Raw genomic sequence first — 15,942 nt, forward strand, 5'->3', positions numbered from 1 at the left:
CATCAAAATGCACAAAACGGTTTTCAGTGCGGCCGCGGGCTGCCTGGCTGGGCTCGTCTTCGCCATGACCGCCGAGGCCCAAAGCATGAGTAAGAACGAAGCCAAAGGGACGAGCATTTCCGGTAAATGGCGCGGTTCTTCAGGTCTCGTCACAAAGGGAGCTGACGGGAAGGTCATTTTCCTTTTTGGCGAGAGCCAGCCTTCTGTCGTCTGCTCTCCTTTGCAGGTGTGCGATATTGAGCTGCAGGGTGGCGAGATCGTTCGTGATGTTCTAGTTGGCGACACCGTGCGCTGGAAGATCGAGCCCGCGACATCGGGGGCGGCTGGCGGGCAGGCAATCCATCTCATCGTCAAGCCATCCGAACCCGGCCTCGTGACCTCAATGGTGGTTACCACCTCGCGACGCACCTATCATATCCAGCTTAAATCCCATCCGAGCCAGTATATGGCGAGGGTGGGCTTTGAATATCCCGAGGACACGTCTCATAAGCTGGCCGACATTAACTCGCGCCTGGAAACCGGTAGCTTTGCCGGAGCAAGGCCGGAGGCTCTGAGCTTTTCCTATTCCGTCAGCGGTAGCGCGGCATGGAAGCCCAAGCGGGTCTACTCCGACGGCATCAAAACCTACATCCAGTTTCCCCGCTCCATTGCCGGTCAGGACGCGCCAGTGCTCTTTGTCGTCAGCGGTGGCCAGAACCGCATCGTCAATTACCGTATGAAGAACGACATGATGATCGTCGACTATGCAGTCGAGAAGGCGCTGCTCGTTTCCGGCGTTGGCTGGCGCCGCCAGAAGATCACCATCCGGAGAGGCGGCTGACGATGCGCAAATTGCCCACGTTCGTTTTCACGGTGGGGCTGCTCACCAGTTGCCAGACGGGAGATGAAGCATTCACCACGGACTCCACTTCGACTTCGGTCACCGGACCAGCTGCCAGTGCAATCGCCGGCGATATGGCAAGCCGATTTGCCGAACAGATCGGCTCGCCGGCAACGACAACGATCAAGCTCGATAAAGGCGAAACCGAGTACGCGATCGCACTCGAAGCAGCCTTAACGGGATGGGGTTACACAGTTACTTCGGAGAGCAAGACAACCAAAAAAGAAAGAGCGGTAGCGCTTACCTACGCAATCGACACTTTCGATGGTCACGTCCTTGCGCGCCTCACGATCCCCTCGCTAGCCATCGCCCGTGCCTACACGCAGACCGCAAGCGGCGCGACGCCAGCGAGCCCGCTCTCGGTCTTGCGTCACAACTGAGGAAGAGTGAATGGTCCAGTCCCTTCAGCTTGGCGCTTCCGGCCATGATAACCAGCAGGAAATGCGTCGCCTCAATCGCCTTCCAATCATAATTGCGATCGGAGTCATCGTGCTGTTCTTTGGCATCGTGATCCTCGGTCTGTCCTGGCGGGGGCTTTCATTTAACCGGAGCAACGAGGTCGGCAACGCGGGTAGCACGCCAGCGACGAGTTTTGGCGATCAGCTGAAGCGCGGTGTTTCTGACGGCATAATCGGCGAGCCCGATAAACAGGAGGCCTTTCAACCGAAACCAGTGACCATTGGAAGAAAACGCGACAAGGAGCCCATCATTGCGAACGGTCCGGTTGAACAACAGCCGCAGCCCGAAACTGAGGAAGACTGGAAAGCGCGACTGAAGCGGGAGCAAGATGAGCAGTATCTCCGGGAGGCGCAGCGCCAGCGCATGGCACGGCTTCAGGCGCGTGCCACCGCCTATGACTCGCCCTTGAAGGTAGACGTTGCAATCGTCTCGGGCACGCCCAACAATTCGAAGGCCACTGTCACACGAGCAACTGCTATGACAAGCGGGACGTCCGATCTCTACGCGGCTGCGCTCAACGCCGGCGTCATGGACCAAAAAGGCGACCAGAACCGCCAGGCCTCAAAAGAGGAATTCTTCAACCAGGACATCAAGGATCTCGGCTATCTGCCCGACCAGGTGGTTCCGCAGCTCTCACTATTTGAATTGAAACGCGGATCGGTCATCCCGGCCACCTTGATCACGGGGCTGAACTCCGATTTACCCGGCCGGATCACAGCTCAGGTCAGCCAGAATGTCTATGACAGTGCGACCGGTCACCGACTTCTCATTCCCCAGGGAGCGAAGCTTTTCGGCCGCTATGATTCCAAAGTCTCCTTCGGCCAAGAGCGTGTGCTCGTCGTCTGGACCGATCTCATCTTTCCAAACGGATCGACGCTGCAGATCGGAGGCATGGCGGGTACCGATGCCGAGGGATATGGGGGCTTTAGCGATAAGGTTGATCGGCACTTCCTGAGGACATTCGGGTCGGCCGCGCTGATTGCATTAATTGGGACTGGCATCGATATGTCGATGCCGGAGAGTTCGACGCGTGCGTCACAGGACACGGCATCTGATGCCGCTCGGCGAAACTTCGCAGAAACATTTGGTCGCGTGGCCGAGCAAACGATCTCGAAGAACCTCAATGTTCAGCCGACTATCCGCATTCGGCCGGGCTATAAGTTCAATCTACTCGTCGACCAGGACATTATCTTTCCTTCTATCTACCGTGGATAGCCTCAGTCCGGACCGCAACGCGTTGCTCGCTGGAGATTTGTGAGACGTCACAACCACAATGCTTCCCCTGGCACAAACAGGCGGCCGCAATTTACGGTAGCGTGACTTGAAAAATCTCTTCTCACTCTTAGTGATATGCAACACGGGTCGAGCGAATCTCTCGACGCAGAACTACCAAAGGTTGCCAGGGGAATTTTTGCCAGATCAAGAAAACAGGAGAGATGATGTGAGTGACCACCTTCGCTCGTCCATCGACAGGCTGGAAGCCGCCAGCGATGAGCTAATGATAAAGAGCGCTCTCAAGGACTTCGCGCATATGCATGGATATGAGCGGTTCGCCTATCTTCAAACTGACGGGTTTCAGGTCAAGACCTTCAACTCGTATCCCGGCCCATGGGAACGCGACTACCTTAAAAGCGGATACTCCACCCTCGACCCCGTCGTCATCGAAGCGAGGCGGATGCGAGAGATGTTTGAGTGGGCCGCGGACGACTGGCCAGCGCGCGGAAGCGCGGATCTGCGGCGATTTCGCGACGAGGCGATCGACCATGGTATTCGATCCGGTGTCACTATCCGCGTAGAGGGAAGTTATGGGTCCGCGATCATGCTGACATTCTCGTCGCCGGAAAAGAAAGCGAGCGTCTCAGGAGCACTCGATTCTAAAAAGGCGCTCCAATTGTTGATGGCCATCCATTACCAGCTAAGGGCTGTTGCCGCGAAAGCGACGTTCAATCCCAAGCGGGCCTTGTCGCCGCGGGAAATGCTCTGCCTCATGTGGTCTGCGAAAGGAAAGAAGGGGGAGGAAATCGCGATGATCACTGGCATCAAGCCACGCACCGTCCAACACTATCTCGATCAAGCACGTCACAAAATGGGTGCGGATTCAGTTCCTCACCTCGTCGCCATTGCCAAGGATCGTCGCCTCGTTTGACTCATGGTCGGCGTTGTCGATAGGCACCGCCGGCAAGAAACCGAGCGTGTCTAGAATCTCCGACAGCGCCTCTTGCTGGGACTCGGATTTCTTTTGGCGTGCGAGATATTCGTCCTGGAGAGTCTGTAGGACTGCGCTGGAGATCGACGGATCGTCGGTTGCGCGCAGCCACTCTTCGTATACGGCCTGATCAGCCGCGAGAAGCGCGCGGTGTTCGCGGATGGCTGAAACTGCCAGCCTCTCCAATTCTGACTTGCTGATCGAGCCGTATCGAGATGTGCGCTCCGCTCCCTTGTCCTTGAAGGATCCAGCGTCTTCCATCTTCATGTTCTCCAAGCTCCGTGGCGTCGTTCGACCCGGCATGTGGTGGCCGTTTCTATGCCGAAGACCACTACTCTACTAAATCGTAACAGTGAGATGATCGACAGCCGAGTGATAGCATATGCCTTGTCGAATCGGAACTATAGTTCCTGGCACGATAGTGCCGATTAGGATTCCGATCATGCGATGGATCTCAAGGAGGTCATGGCGATGAACTTGCGTCGAATACGTCATGGCAAGAAACTGACGCAGGAAGAACTGGCCCACCGTACTGGCCTGAGCGTCCGGCATATCGGGGATATTGAACGGGCAAACGTTTCTGCCACCGTCACTGTTTTGGGACAAATCTCGGAAGGATTGGGTGTCGACCCGAGCGAGCTTTTGGCGAACCCAAACTAGCTCGGCGCTCCCAGCAAAATGGGCCAGTGTTCGCCTATTTCTTTTATTCCGTCAGCTAGCTGGAGCCCGTCACAGAACGTTCGACCGCGACCTCGTTGCGACTCGTAGCACGACTACTCAACCCCAGAAGCGAATACCAGTCGCGGCTTACGCTTGCCTTTCTTTCAATTGGACGTCAAAGAGATTTCAAATGGACGCAGCTTGACTTTCAATTAGACGCAGCACTAATTTCAAACAGTCAAATGAGGGGGAACCATGGCGTTATATCCTAGGCTCGCCGAACAACGAATTAACGATGCTATGGTGGATACGCGCGTCGTGTTGATCGTCGGCCCTCGACAATCGGGCAAAACCACACTGGCCAAGAAAATGGCTAGCGCGGAAATGGAGTATTATACACTCGACAATGCCACGACCCTCGAAGCAGCTCGACAGGACCCGGTTGGGTTCGTCAGAGGTATGAACCGTGCCATCGTCGATGAGATCCAACGCGCCCCCGAACTATTGTTGGCAATCAAGGAAAGTGTGGATACCGACCAACGTCCGGGACGTTTTCTCCTGACGGGCTCAGCCAATCTCATGACGCTGCCACGCGTGGCGGACTCGCTTGCAGGACGTATGGAGGTCGTTCGATTGCTACCGCTCGCTCAAAGCGAAATCAGGGCAGGGGGCGGCGACTTCCTGCGCGATGCCTTTCGAAACGACGTCAAAGCAGGAGATACGATCGTCGGCGACGACTTGATGGCGGCAGTTCTCGCAGGGGGATATCCCGAGGCATTGGGGCGGAAAACTTTGCCCCGCAGACAGGACTGGTATGCGGATTACGTCCAAGCGATCGTTCAACGCGATGTTCGCGATATCGCGCAAGTCGAGCAAATCGCTCAAATGCCGCGGTTACTGCGCATTTTGGCGGAGCATTCGGGACAACTCGTGAACTATTCCGGAATTGGCGCCGCTATCGGGATGAATCACATCACAACACAAAAATATGTTGGCATATTCGAGAGCTTATTCCTCGCGCGGACCGTACAGCCCTGGTTTTCCAATACGCTGAAACGCCTGACGAAGACGCCCAAAATACATTTTCTCGATTCTGGTCTTCTTGCATCCCTTCGGGACCTCTCGCTTGACCGGCTACGGGCAGAAAGAGGGCATTTTGGGCCGTTGTTGGAAACTTTCGTTTTTGCCGAGATCCTGAAGCTCGCGAGTGGCGGGGAAGAACGCTTTGAGTTTTCGCATTTTCGCGACAAAGAACAAAACGAAGTCGACATCATTATAGAAGACAGAAGAGGACGAATTGTCGGCATAGAGGTTAAGGCAGCGGCGACCGTATCGAGCACCGATTTTTCTGGATTGCGAATCTTGGCAGAAGCGGTCGGAGAGAAATTCGTTTCAGGCATTGTCCTGTACGACCATGACAAGGTGATCCCATTTGGAGAGCGGCTATACGCCGTACCCTTTTCCGCGTTGTGGCGTTAGCGCTTCGGAATTATGCTTCAAGTGCCAGGCTCTCAGGGACGACCGCGCAGTCCCCCGGTGTCTCAGCATCGCGCGAGGGCTCACGTGTCTACTTGCCTCCTATCCTCGAAAGATCGATCCGCATGTCCGCCGCTCCAATGTCTGCCTTTTCCTGCAATGGATCAGCCGTCCGCTCGGCGCCCTCAGCTACAGGCGACTGTTTCTCATCCCCCCGTTCGTCATTCGCGCCACCGGTCTCCACCTCGTCGCGCGGATCTGCTGTCTGAAACACGCGCACGCCTTCGAACTCCCCGGTCTTCCATGCATAGACCGCATCGTCGAATATTTGCGGAAGGGCGTCTTTGCTCGCGGGATTGCCGTACCACTTGGTGACAATCCTCAAGATCTTGGCAAACATCGCCGTTCCCCTTCGAAGGTTGTCGCAAGCGTCGAAGAGCTCCGGCTTCAGATCCGCGGCGTCCTTAACGCCGAGACCCGCCGGAAACTGCGTCAGTCCGACGCGAACCACCGATCGCCCGGTATGCTGGCGGATGATCGCCATTGCCTCATCGACTGACGTCGGTTTCGGCACCAGGATCACCCGCCCGCCCGACTTAACAGCCACGGCGAGGGGATCCGTGGAACCAGCAGCCGCCACGAACTGCTCGACGATCGCGGGCTTCAGGGCGGGATCGGCGCATTCTTTGATCAGGGCAGCGTCCAACATAACGTCTCCTCGGACTTCAGGTGTTGAAGGAAAGAACAAGCGGCTTGGAGAACAGTTTTGCCCAGGCGATGGTGCTCGCCCGTTGGATCGCGACGATGGATGTCCCCTTGGTCCACCATCCGTTTCCGACAGCGACGATCAGGTCCGGATCGTGGAGCATCGATTGCAATATCGGCCAGACGACGAGCTGCTCGTAGCAGATCAGTGGTGCGACCCGACGATCGCCCACCGTCGCAACTGGGTAGCCGTATAGATGCGCCCGCGCGCCACCCCTCTTGCCGAACCACGACCTCCAGGGCTGCCACATCGAGCCCGGAACCGGCATCCGCTCGCGATAAAGGACCTCGCCGCCGCCCGCCAATAGGCCGATGAGCACGTTATCATAGGTCTTTGCACCAAGCGTGGCCGCACCGGCCACCACGGTGATGTCAGTCCCTCGCAGGGCGTTGATCCAGAGCCGTTCAACCGTTGGCGTCCAGAACCCAAGAACGCTTTCAGGCAGGACGACGATTTTGATGCCAATGAGTGCGCGATCTTTCACCGTTGCAGTGAGGGCACGGTGACGCTCAAAACTCGCATCGCGGCCGAGTGAAGCCCCCAGCTTAAGATCGACGGCCAGCCAACCTTCGGGTAGTTTCGGGTCGGTCCAGTTTGCGGCGGACCAAAGCCAAAATCCCGAAAGGATAATGGCAACAGCCGGCCACGCACGGGTTACGACGCCCATGAGGCCGGCTGTGACCGCAAACAATCCCCACCATCCCCATCCTGGGAAGACAACGCCTGCCGCCGTCACTGGATGCGCCCAGCCTGTGATGCCGAAGGGTGGAAGCGCCATAAGGATGACCGCCGCCAGATAGCGGAACGGACGAGCGCCGGAGCGCCTCGTCCAGAGCAACGAATGCACAGCGACAAAGCTCACCGAGGCGCACAGCCACAGCGACAGGCCAGGCCACAAGTCGGAGGCATAGAATGACGCGACGCCTTGCGGCAACCCACGGGACGCCGCGAGAAAATACCCGGCCGAGACAAGCATCGCCGCGAACCTCGTGCGCGCCCACGACCAAAGGACCGGGAACGCCAGTGCAATCGGAAGAAGCAGTACGTGGCCGCTCCACCCCATCCATCCAGCAACGATCGAAGCGATGATCAAAGGTGCCGGCGGGGGGTAGCTACGGTGCATAGGTCAACACCTCTCGCGCCAGTCCGAGAACTCCCGCTTCGGGGATCGGACCGAAGTAGCGGGAGTCATAGGAGCCCGCGAAGGGTGAGTGCAGGAACACAGAACCTGCCGGCACAATCCCTCCCGGGAACCGCGCCATCTTCCGCCCTTGTCCATCAAGCTGCACCAAGCTGGAGGAGGGTATCGAACGGCCGTCCACGCTGACATGGGCTTCCACTTCGACATGCTGTCCGGCCACGGCAATGACCGATTTGATGAGGGGGGCGACGCCGCCCAAGCAGAGACCGGAGCGAAGATACCCCCGCGCGCGCGCCTCATGCATCGTCGTGGTTTGTGGTGGACAAATAAACACGAGATCGCCCGCGGCGGCTGGGCGAGCGAGTTTGCTTACGCGCCAGAGACCAAGCGGTTCGCTCGGCGTCAGATTGATCCGATAGTTGCCGAACCAGGCAACAGAGATCGCGCCTAGGAGCGCCATCGTCATAATGGCCAAACCCAGAGGGACCAGGCTATTGCGTCGCTTCATCGGCGCGGTTGCAGTGAGGGGGCGGTCATTTCAGCGACAGCCCCTGACTTCTGGTCTGGCGTAGCGTCTCGGCCTGTTTCAGGGCATCGACCGTGCGCTCATGAGCGCTGAGCTGCTGCACCGCGCGCATCAACTTCCACGCCAACAGGACCTCTGCGGTTTCGCCAGGTTTCATCCCCGCTGTGATCGTTCGAAAGGCCTCCCCATTCGTGTCCTTGGCAGCGAGCGGCAGGAACGTGCGCTCCCCGAAGCGCTCGGTGACCGCCTTGGCAAACCCGTCCAGTTCAGCCTTCACATCTCTGTCGGCGAGAGCGAACCCCAGGGCCGCCGGGAGATCATTGCGATGGATAGCATCCCGCACGCGCTCCAGCGTTTGGCGGGCGTCTGGAGACAGTGCCGGGATGTCGATCGCAAACTTGCGGCGGGTAGCCACTTCCTCAGCCTGAAGGTGTCGTTCCGATCGTTCGCGCTGGCGAATGTAGTTACCGAGGCTCTCGGCAAGTACAGAAGCATTGCGTTCCGCCCGTTCGCGGTCCTGCTTGTCAGCGCGGCTTGCGAACATCCCGGTTTTGCCCTTGAGCATACCAAAGCTTTCTGGCTGGCCGCCGATCTTCGTTAGCGTCGTTTTCGCAGCGGCCTCGTCCTTCAGCAACACGCCGACATTGACCGCCTTGAAGGCGGCTTCCGGCTGGGCATAGACGACATGGAAGCGGGTCGAGACATCCTCCCATTGCTTCTTCAAGCCCTGGTCCGCTTCGAGCCTGTCAGCGACCGCCTGCTCCATCGATTTCGCGAATGTTGCGATACCGGCAACCATGGGCCTGGTCTTCTTGATGCTTTGCGCGTTGAGTGTTTTGGCGCCGACGGCCAACCTGCACCGCTCGCCGATGCTGGCGAGCCGGTGAGCCAGATCCACCAGCCTGTTTTTCTGCCGGATGGTCCATTCGAGTCGATCACGGCCGATCGTGCGCGCGACGATCATGAGGTGGAGGCCGCGAGTTTCGGCAAAGCGAAGCGCCTGCCGGTAGAAGGTCGCCTTCTCGTAATCGAGCGTGGTTTCCTTCGCTTGTCTCCGCGACAAAATCGCAATCAGGCCGCCGGTCTTGGCGAATGAACGCCTACCGTAATAGACGCTGAGATCCTCCCGGTGTCGGGTCATCGCAACATAGGTCAAATGCCGATCGAGGGAGAGCGAAGCGAGCACTTTCACCCGGTCCACGGTGGCGCCTTGGCTCTTATGGATCGTGGTGGCATAGCCGTGGTCGATACTGTTGTAAAAGCGGCTCTCCACCGTCACCCGGCGCGGATGCTCGCCTTCGCCAATTTCCGCGATGATACGATTCTGAGCAGCGTCAACGACCTTGCCAAGCATGCCGTTCTTGACGCCCAGCGATCCTTCATTCTTGAGGAAAACGATCTGATCACCAGGCGCGAAATGGCGGTTCCCGTCCTCGGTCCGAAACACGAAACCGTCGTCGAGCAAGACTCGCTCAACGAGCCTCGCACGCGCCATATCGTTCAGCATTCTCACATCGCGCCGAAGGTGGGCGAGGATCAGCGTCGTCTTGGTAGGATCGTAATCCCGGTCCCAGTCTGCGATGAGGTCCTGGACCGCTTGGGACTTGATCTCGGAGCCAAGAATCCTGCCATTTGCGCGATAGGCTTCGACCGCCTTGCCGACATCGCCACGAGCAAGATCGAGCGACGCGTCGCGCATCCACTGCTCGCGTTGTCTATAGATAGTGCTAAGTTCGGCATAGCCGATACGATCGGCAATGGCCCGGAAGGCAGCGCCCGCTTCAATTGGTTGCAGCTGCTCCGGGTCGCCGACCAAAACGAGCTTGGCGCCAGCCCTCGTCGCGGCCTCGACGAACAGCGCCATTTGTCGTGATGATACCATGCCCGCTTCATCGAGAACGAAGACCGTCTTGTCGTCGAGCAGGTTTCGGCCTTCTTTCCAGCGCAACTCCCAAGCCGAAAGCGTGCGCGAGACGATGCCCGCCTCCTTCTCCAATCCTTCGGCTGCCTTGCCGGCGAGTGCACCACCGACGACACGATAGCCCGCTGCTTCCCACGCTTCACGCGCAGCCTTCATCATCGTCGTCTTGCCGGCGCCGGCACGGCCAATGACAGCGGCGATCCGCTCGGGCCCCGCCACATGCTCGATCGCCGACTTCTGCTCCTGCGACAGGCGCGAGTGACGCGCGAACGTCGCCTTGAGCACTGCATCTCGAACGCCATGCGAGGATCGGTGTGACAGCCAAACCGCGCGATTTGCCATCTCCGCTTCCAGCCGGATCAGCTCGCGCGTGGTATATTTCGCAGGCGCCCGCACGCCCGTCACGAATGAAACGCGTTCGCGGTCAAGACGAAGCGCCTGCGGGCTTTGCAGAATGCGAGCCATCAGACCCTGGAACAGGCCGGGGTCATCGATATAGCGATGCAGGATTTTCGCCACGTCGCATTCGTCGAAAACACTCTTTTCGCGCGTGATCAGGTCGAGCACGATCTCCGGCCGGCGCTGGATGCGTCTCGCGTTCTCGCTTCGCCGTTCCTCCTGCAACTCAAGCCGCTTAAGAGCCGCTTTCTCCGCTTCCCCCTCTGTCTTCCTCTCGATCGCCTTCGTCCCGACCCCAAGGTGGATTGTCGGAGTGAGCTCGATACCCTGCTTCTCGAAGGAGCGGCCATCGATACGAATGTCGAGACCGGCAAGGGCCAGATGACGGTTCTGGCAGGCAAACCAGCCATCGCGAAACGCGTTGAACTCGGCCATGCCTCCGGCCCAAAGCTCGTAGACAATCTTTCCGTGATCATTGCGGATTGGATTGCCCTCCGGCCCGTGAACCGCGACCTTCTTGGCGCCGAACCCGTCTTCGGTGAGTGGGCGCAAAGTGGTCATCAAGTGGATGTGCGGATTGCCCGGCGCGTCATGAAAGACCCAGTCTGCAACCATGCCCTGCGCGGTGATGAGCCTTGCCACAAAGTCCCGGACAAGCTCGATGTTTTGGTCGGGTGAAAGTTCGATCGGAAGGGCGATCGTCACGTCCTTGGCGAGCTGGGCGTCGGAGCGTTTCTCGAATTCCTCGACCTTGTTCCAGAAGGCTTCCGAGGCGCCGGACACCGATCGATCTGCAATCATCAACCGCAACCATTCGGGTGAATTGGCCGGAACGGCGAACTCCTCATGCAACAAACCCTGCTTGGCGCGATAGTCGATCGTCCTTGCTTCCCGCTCGTAGTCCATCTTGGCGCAGTGCCGATAGGCCGCCGACAGAACCGCGCTGCGGCCGGAGCCACGCGCGACAACATTGACGGAGAAATGAGGAACGGCCACGGCAGAGATCTTTCCTGATTACGAACAAACTCAACGGGTTCGGAACGGCGGCCCCACGAGGGGAAAAAGCAAAGCGTCGCAGCTGCGACGTATAATTGCGCACTTTGATGCCGCTCCTTCGGAACGACCGTGATCATTCACAAAAGCATCGCCCTTGGCGATTGTAGGATTCACCGTAGTGCGTTGCGCCCTCCGGTCCGCAAAACTGGCTTCGAAAGACAAGCTTTCTGACGCCAGGGAGAACTCCGGACATGAAGAAACCTTCTTCAAAAATTCGCGACGAAATCGCCAAGCTGCAGGAACAACTCAAGCAAGCGGAGACGCGTGAAGCCGAACGCATCGGCCGGATTGCGCTTAAGGCAGGCCTTGGTGAAATAGAGATCGACGAAGCCGAACTTCACGCAGCCCTCGAGATTCTGGTGAAGCGCTTTCGCGGAGGCCAGGGTGGCGCAGCTTCGACCGGAGGGAGGAGGAGCACTGCCGAAAGTGGCGGACCGGCCGAGAGCTCGACGCTCGCGCCTTGCCCGGCTCAGAGCAGCAGTAGCGAGGCTTAAACGGATGGCGAGAACGAGGACATCCGATGCCCGCAAAAAGGACACGCGGGAAAAGATTGAACTCGGTGGCCTGATCGTAAAGGCGGGCCTGCGATATGAAAAGCGCGCGCTTCTGCTCGGGGCGCTGGTCGAACTCAGTTGCAGGCTGAAGTCCGACGAAGGCGAGAGGGCACGGCTGATCGCCATTGGCGCGGAGGCCTTCAGCAATGACCATGAATAAGCTTGCGCTCGCGATCATTCCCATCGCGTTGATGATACTGATGGTTATCGGCATGGATGGGATCGAGCACTGGCTTTCGCCATTCGGCCAAACGAATGCGGCAAGGCAGACGCTCGGCCGCATCGGTATCGCAGCGCCCTATGTCAGCGCCGCGGCGATCGGGGTGATCTTCCTGTTCGCAAGCGCGGGCGCAGTGTCCATCAAGTTCGCCGGCTGGGGCGTTCTCGTCGGAGCCGCAGCAACGCTTCTGACGGCAGCACTACGTGAGGCAGCCCGTCTTTCCGCGTTTGCCGAAGATGTGCCCGCGGGTAAGTCCGTTGCCTCGCACTTGGACCCTGTAACATTGGTCGGCGCAGCTACAGCGCTGATGGCTGGATGTTTCGCGCTCCGCGTTGCGCTGATCGGCAACGCGGCCTTCAGACGCGCCGAGCCCAAGCGCGTGAAGGGACAAAGGGCTCTTCATGGCGAGGCCGACTGGATGAAGATGCGAGAAGCGGCGAAGCTTTTTGCCGGTACCGGCGGAATTGTCATTGGCGAACGCTACCGCGTCGACAGGGACAGTACGGCGGAGCAATCGTTTCGAGCGGGTGCTCCGGATACCTGGGGCGCTGGCGGCAAGCCACCATTGCTCTGCTTTGATGGGTCATTCGGGTCTTCGCATGGGATCGTCTTCGCCGGATCCGGCGGGTTCAAAACAACATCGGTGACAATCCCGACGGCACTCAAATGGGGTGGCGCGCTGGTCGTCCTCGACCCTTCGAACGAAGTGGCGCCGATCGTCTATCGGCATCGTAAAGCCGCTGCGCGGTTCGTCCGCATCCTCGATCCGAAGGAACCGGAAACCGGCTTCAATGCGCTCGACTGGATCGGTCGGTTTGGCGGGACCAGGGAGGAAGATATCGCCTCCGTCGCATCTTGGATCATGAGCGACAGTGGTGGTCCGCGGGGTGTGCGCGACGACTTCTTTCGCGCGTCGGCGCTACAATTGTTGACCGCGTTGATCGCTGACGTCTGCCTGTCGGGGCACACTGATCAGGAGAAGCAGACCTTACGACAGGTTCGGGCCAATCTGGCGGAACCCGAGCCGAAACTGCGCGAGCGGCTGCAGTCGATCTACGACAGTTCGAACTCCAACTTCGTGAAGGAAAACGTCGCCGCCTTCGTCAACATGACTCCGGAAACCTTCTCCGGTGTCTACGCCAATGCGGTCAAGGAAACGCATTGGCTGTCCTATCCAAATTATGCAGCCTTGGTGTCCGGTTCGACCTTCGCAACTGACGCCCTTGCTAGCGGTAAGACCGATTTGTTCATCAACATCGACATCAAGACCTTGGAGACGCATGCCGGTCTTGCGCGGGTGATCATCGGCTCGTTCCTCAACGCGATCTACAATCGTGACGGCCAGGTGAAAGAGAGGGCGCTCTTCCTCCTCGATGAGGTCGCGCGCCTCGGTTACATGCGGATCCTGGAAACCGCGCGTGATGCCGGCCGCAAGTATGGCATCACGTTGACGATGATCTACCAGTCCATCGGACAGATGCGCGAAACCTATGGCGGACGCGATGCCGCAAGCAAGTGGTTCGAGAGTGCGAGCTGGATTTCTTTCGCCGCGATCAACGATCCCGACACAGCGGACTACATCTCTAGACGCTGCGGCATGACCACGGTCGAGGTCGACCAGGTCAGCCGAAGTTTTCAAGCGAAAGGAACGTCGCGAACCAGATCAAAACAGCTTGCGGCCCGACCGCTGATCCAGCCACACGAAGTGCTTCGCATGCGCGCCGATGAGCAGATCGTCTTCACCGCCGGCAACCCGCCGCTTCGGTGCGGACGGGCGATCTGGTTCAGGCGCGAAGACATGAAGGCTTGCGTCGATGCGAACAGGTTCCACAAGATCGCACAAGACGTCTGAGCCTGTGGGATCGAGCCGGCACGAGGAGATCCGACCAAGGCTGATCCAGAACAATGAAGAGTATCGGAGAAATCAGCATCGCGACGACCGAAGGGCGGGATTTCGGGAATTCTCGTCGTGCGAAGGGCGGGAAACGGGCAGCCGCAGGAGCCTCAACTGAGTTACCCGAAGGGGAGGCGGGACCGACTGCACCCCGCACCTCGCACACAATTTTGCCGCACCCCCGCACTCGGAAGTTCAGTGGCGGGCTCAAGATCGAGAGAAGTTAAAAAACGGGGGCGAGCAAGCTGACCGTGTGAAACGAACGGCGGCTCGTCTGGGACCGCGCTTTCGATACATCACCGATATGAATCAATTCAAGCCAATCGATTCATAAGTGTCGTTGGACGCAGCCGCCGGCATCGACGATTCTAGCCCCATGATCTCTCAACCCTATCACCTTTATGTCGAACGCTCCGATCCAACGAGAAACATGGCACGCTACTATGCCATGTCGATCGAACCGAACCTCTTCGGCGACATTTGTCTCTTGCGGAAGTGGGGCCGCATTGGAACGAAAGGACAGATGATGGTCCATCATTTCGGCCGGGAAGAGGAGGCTGTGCTGCTGTTTCTCGACCTCGTCCGACAGAAACGGAAACGCGGCTATCGACCGCAAGCGTGCCTGTCACAATGACGATCGGCGCGGTGGCTCGCCGGCTCGAGGCCCGACAAGTCTGCGCGCCTCCAAAACTGCAAAGATTGGCACCGTGCTGGTTGCATGTAAAAACCTACGTCAGAACGGAGGCACTGCCCTGACACGGCCGTCTTGCTCCGCCAGGAGGACCTCGCGCTCTGCCCGTGCAAGTTCAAGCTCGGTCGCGATCTGACGACGCTCGCCAGCGCCAACGGCGTTCTTGAGCTCGGCCGGCAGTTCTTCGATGTGTTGCTCGATCGTCATCGTCGTCATCTCCTGTGAGAAAGATAACGTCTGCGGGTGGGGGAGAGAGCCGGGTCAAGGAGCGCCAGGCGCCCGCAGCGCGGCGGGTGGGGGAGCCGAAATGCGCGAGCATTTTGGGGAAACCGCCCGTCCTTGAGGCGGCCCTTTCACCACCTCAAAATGGGATGATCTGAGCAAATCCCAACCTCTCGTGTGGCAGCGAAAAGCCGGAAACCGTCGATGCCTGTTTCCGGCTTCAGACATGAGGCCCGGCCCCGCTGCGTGAGCGGGGCCGGTAGCTCCTCAGTCCCGGTTCAGGCGGGACCAGATGAGCTGGTATCCGTCTTCGCCATCGACTTCCGTCAGCGTCGCGTAGATCGGAGCCGGGAAGCTCGGGTCGTCGAGCTTGACCGAGAGGTAGTCGCGGTCCTGTTCGGAGCGCTTCTGCCAGGCGGCGCCCAGTTCAACGGTGCCCGCAAAGATGCGGAACTGCGGGCCCTTGTCCGAGGGGTTCTCGACGCGGGCGATGCGGGCCTTGACGTTGAGGGCGAGGGTGCGGATTGAGCCGGTGAAACCGTTTTCGTTTGCGGTGAAGGTGCCGATGGTAGCCATTGTCGTGTTCCCTTTTTTGCTGTTTCGGGCCGCTCCATTGCGGCCTCGATGGCAGTCGCAAAGGCCGGGGACGATCGGACCGCACCCGAATGGGCCGAAACACTGTGGAGGACGGAGCGAAGAAACTTTGATGTTTCGCGCGGAATGGCGGTGATCCGGGGTCCTCACTCGACATCGTCAGAGTGGGGTGGTCTCCGCCAGGGGATGAAAGTTTCGCAGCGCCGTTGCGGGGACACGAGAGAGGCGAAGCCGTTCCCGGGCAGACATGCCCCATCGAGCCCGCGGATGGTGCCCC

The 15,942-nt window shown here is 59.0% G+C and carries 17 protein-coding genes; 10 read left to right on the forward strand and 7 right to left on the reverse strand.

Annotated features, from left to right (window positions below; all coding sequences use genetic code 11):
• Positions 1 to 7 precede the first annotated feature (7 nt).
• From trbG to ASD00_RS15485, 4 genes are all read left to right on the forward strand, one after another.
• Positions 8 to 820 carry a P-type conjugative transfer protein TrbG gene (trbG, locus tag ASD00_RS15470; RefSeq protein WP_057207450.1) on the forward strand — a complete coding sequence of 271 codons (813 nt, stop codon included), beginning with the start codon at positions 8 to 10 and terminating at the stop codon, positions 818 to 820.
• A gap of 2 nt (positions 821 to 822) precedes the next feature.
• Entirely contained in the window at positions 823 to 1,260 is a 438-nt protein-coding gene (gene trbH / locus ASD00_RS15475) for a conjugal transfer protein TrbH (protein ID WP_057207451.1), read from the forward strand.
• Between the two features lie 10 nt (positions 1,261 to 1,270).
• Positions 1,271 to 2,554 (forward strand): IncP-type conjugal transfer protein TrbI, encoded by a 1,284-nt coding sequence (trbI, locus tag ASD00_RS15480; protein ID WP_057207452.1) that lies wholly within the window; start codon positions 1,271 to 1,273, stop codon positions 2,552 to 2,554.
• A 226-nt stretch (positions 2,555 to 2,780) separates the two neighbouring features.
• On the forward strand, positions 2,781 to 3,485 hold the full coding sequence (locus tag ASD00_RS15485; RefSeq protein ID WP_057207453.1) for an autoinducer binding domain-containing protein: 705 nt from the start codon (positions 2,781 to 2,783) through the stop codon (positions 3,483 to 3,485).
• Here ASD00_RS15485 and ASD00_RS15490 read toward each other — a convergent pair.
• A complete protein-coding gene (locus ASD00_RS15490) occupies positions 3,438 to 3,806 on the reverse strand; it encodes a transcriptional repressor TraM (RefSeq protein ID WP_057207517.1) in 369 nt (122 codons plus the stop codon). The genes ASD00_RS15485 and ASD00_RS15490 overlap by 48 nt on opposite strands.
• Before the next feature lie 186 nt (positions 3,807 to 3,992).
• Between ASD00_RS15490 and ASD00_RS38780 the strand changes: the two genes are divergently transcribed.
• Together ASD00_RS38780 and ASD00_RS15500 are read left to right on the forward strand one after the other, a co-directional pair.
• A complete protein-coding gene (locus ASD00_RS38780; protein ID WP_082523577.1) occupies positions 3,993 to 4,205 on the forward strand; it encodes a helix-turn-helix transcriptional regulator in 213 nt (70 codons plus the stop codon).
• A 255-nt stretch (positions 4,206 to 4,460) separates the two neighbouring features.
• The gene (locus ASD00_RS15500) at positions 4,461 to 5,684 is read left to right on the forward strand and encodes an ATP-binding protein (protein WP_057207455.1); all 1,224 of its coding nucleotides are present in this window, start codon (positions 4,461 to 4,463) and stop codon (positions 5,682 to 5,684) included.
• 88 nt (positions 5,685 to 5,772) lie between these two features.
• Here ASD00_RS15500 and ASD00_RS15505 read toward each other — a convergent pair whose 3' ends face one another.
• The 4 genes from ASD00_RS15505 to traA form a co-directional block, all read right to left on the reverse strand.
• The gene (locus ASD00_RS15505; protein WP_057207456.1) at positions 5,773 to 6,390 is read right to left on the reverse strand and encodes a TraH family protein; all 618 of its coding nucleotides are present in this window, start codon (positions 6,388 to 6,390) and stop codon (positions 5,773 to 5,775) included.
• A 16-nt stretch (positions 6,391 to 6,406) separates the two neighbouring features.
• Positions 6,407 to 7,570, reverse strand: a complete 1,164-nt coding sequence (locus ASD00_RS15510) for a conjugal transfer protein TraB (protein ID WP_057207457.1) — start codon at positions 7,568 to 7,570, stop codon at positions 6,407 to 6,409.
• Complete coding sequence (gene traF, locus ASD00_RS15515) at positions 7,560 to 8,054, reverse strand: conjugative transfer signal peptidase TraF (protein WP_244496057.1); 495 nt, start codon at positions 8,052 to 8,054, stop codon at positions 7,560 to 7,562. The genes ASD00_RS15510 and traF overlap by 11 nt, the downstream gene beginning before the upstream one ends.
• Before the next feature lie 67 nt (positions 8,055 to 8,121).
• On the reverse strand, positions 8,122 to 11,430 hold the full coding sequence (gene traA, locus ASD00_RS15520; RefSeq protein ID WP_057207459.1) for a Ti-type conjugative transfer relaxase TraA: 3,309 nt from the start codon (positions 11,428 to 11,430) through the stop codon (positions 8,122 to 8,124).
• Between the two features lie 251 nt (positions 11,431 to 11,681).
• On the opposite strand from traA, the gene traC reads away from it, so the two are divergent.
• The 4 genes from traC (at position 11,682) to ASD00_RS15535 (ending at position 14,792) form a co-directional block, all read left to right on the forward strand.
• On the forward strand, positions 11,682 to 11,984 hold the full coding sequence (gene traC / locus ASD00_RS38785; RefSeq protein ID WP_082523578.1) for a conjugal transfer protein TraC: 303 nt from the start codon (positions 11,682 to 11,684) through the stop codon (positions 11,982 to 11,984).
• Between the two features lie 4 nt (positions 11,985 to 11,988).
• Positions 11,989 to 12,204, forward strand: a complete 216-nt coding sequence (locus ASD00_RS15525; protein WP_057207460.1) for a type IV conjugative transfer system coupling protein TraD — start codon at positions 11,989 to 11,991, stop codon at positions 12,202 to 12,204.
• Entirely contained in the window at positions 12,191 to 14,116 is a 1,926-nt protein-coding gene (gene traG, locus ASD00_RS15530) for a Ti-type conjugative transfer system protein TraG (RefSeq protein WP_156585599.1), read from the forward strand. Before ASD00_RS15525 ends, traG begins: the two co-directional genes overlap by 14 nt.
• Positions 14,117 to 14,534: 418 nt before the next feature.
• On the forward strand, positions 14,535 to 14,792 hold the full coding sequence (locus tag ASD00_RS15535; RefSeq protein ID WP_057207519.1) for a WGR domain-containing protein: 258 nt from the start codon (positions 14,535 to 14,537) through the stop codon (positions 14,790 to 14,792).
• A gap of 99 nt (positions 14,793 to 14,891) precedes the next feature.
• Here ASD00_RS15535 and ASD00_RS40940 read toward each other — a convergent pair whose 3' ends face one another.
• Together ASD00_RS40940 and ASD00_RS15540 are read right to left on the reverse strand one after the other, a co-directional pair.
• A complete protein-coding gene (locus ASD00_RS40940; RefSeq protein WP_164474991.1) occupies positions 14,892 to 15,056 on the reverse strand; it encodes a hypothetical protein in 165 nt (54 codons plus the stop codon).
• A 282-nt stretch (positions 15,057 to 15,338) separates the two neighbouring features.
• Positions 15,339 to 15,647 carry a DUF736 domain-containing protein gene (locus ASD00_RS15540; protein ID WP_057207461.1) on the reverse strand — a complete coding sequence of 103 codons (309 nt, stop codon included), beginning with the start codon at positions 15,645 to 15,647 and terminating at the stop codon, positions 15,339 to 15,341.
• Positions 15,648 to 15,942: the final 295 nt, after the last annotated feature.

Origin of the sequence: Ensifer sp. Root31, from assembly GCF_001424825.1 — a bacterium.
Classification (GTDB): domain Bacteria; phylum Pseudomonadota; class Alphaproteobacteria; order Rhizobiales; family Rhizobiaceae; genus Ensifer; species Ensifer canadensis.

Excerpts from the sequence above, each read along its gene's own strand:
- trbG (WP_057207450.1), top strand. The coding sequence starts at position 8 with ATGCACAAAACGGTTTTCAGTGCGGCCGCGGGCTGCCTGGCTGGGCTC.
- ASD00_RS15490 (WP_057207517.1), bottom strand. The coding sequence starts at position 3,806 with ATGGAAGACGCTGGATCCTTCAAGGACAAGGGAGCGGAGCGCACATCT.
- traG (WP_156585599.1), top strand. The coding sequence starts at position 12,191 with ATGACCATGAATAAGCTTGCGCTCGCGATCATTCCCATCGCGTTGATG.
- ASD00_RS15540 (WP_057207461.1), bottom strand. The coding sequence starts at position 15,647 with ATGGCTACCATCGGCACCTTCACCGCAAACGAAAACGGTTTCACCGGC.
- traF (WP_244496057.1), bottom strand. The coding sequence starts at position 8,054 with ATGACGATGGCGCTCCTAGGCGCGATCTCTGTTGCCTGGTTCGGCAAC.
- ASD00_RS15505 (WP_057207456.1), bottom strand. The coding sequence starts at position 6,390 with ATGTTGGACGCTGCCCTGATCAAAGAATGCGCCGATCCCGCCCTGAAG.
- ASD00_RS40940 (WP_164474991.1), bottom strand. The coding sequence starts at position 15,056 with ATGACGATCGAGCAACACATCGAAGAACTGCCGGCCGAGCTCAAGAAC.
- ASD00_RS15535 (WP_057207519.1), top strand. The coding sequence starts at position 14,535 with ATGATCTCTCAACCCTATCACCTTTATGTCGAACGCTCCGATCCAACG.
- trbH (WP_057207451.1), top strand. The coding sequence starts at position 823 with ATGCGCAAATTGCCCACGTTCGTTTTCACGGTGGGGCTGCTCACCAGT.
- ASD00_RS15525 (WP_057207460.1), top strand. The coding sequence starts at position 11,989 with ATGGCGAGAACGAGGACATCCGATGCCCGCAAAAAGGACACGCGGGAA.
- ASD00_RS15500 (WP_057207455.1), top strand. The coding sequence starts at position 4,461 with ATGGCGTTATATCCTAGGCTCGCCGAACAACGAATTAACGATGCTATG.
- trbI (WP_057207452.1), top strand. The coding sequence starts at position 1,271 with ATGGTCCAGTCCCTTCAGCTTGGCGCTTCCGGCCATGATAACCAGCAG.
- traC (WP_082523578.1), top strand. The coding sequence starts at position 11,682 with ATGAAGAAACCTTCTTCAAAAATTCGCGACGAAATCGCCAAGCTGCAG.
- ASD00_RS15510 (WP_057207457.1), bottom strand. The coding sequence starts at position 7,570 with ATGCACCGTAGCTACCCCCCGCCGGCACCTTTGATCATCGCTTCGATC.
- ASD00_RS38780 (WP_082523577.1), top strand. The coding sequence starts at position 3,993 with ATGGATCTCAAGGAGGTCATGGCGATGAACTTGCGTCGAATACGTCAT.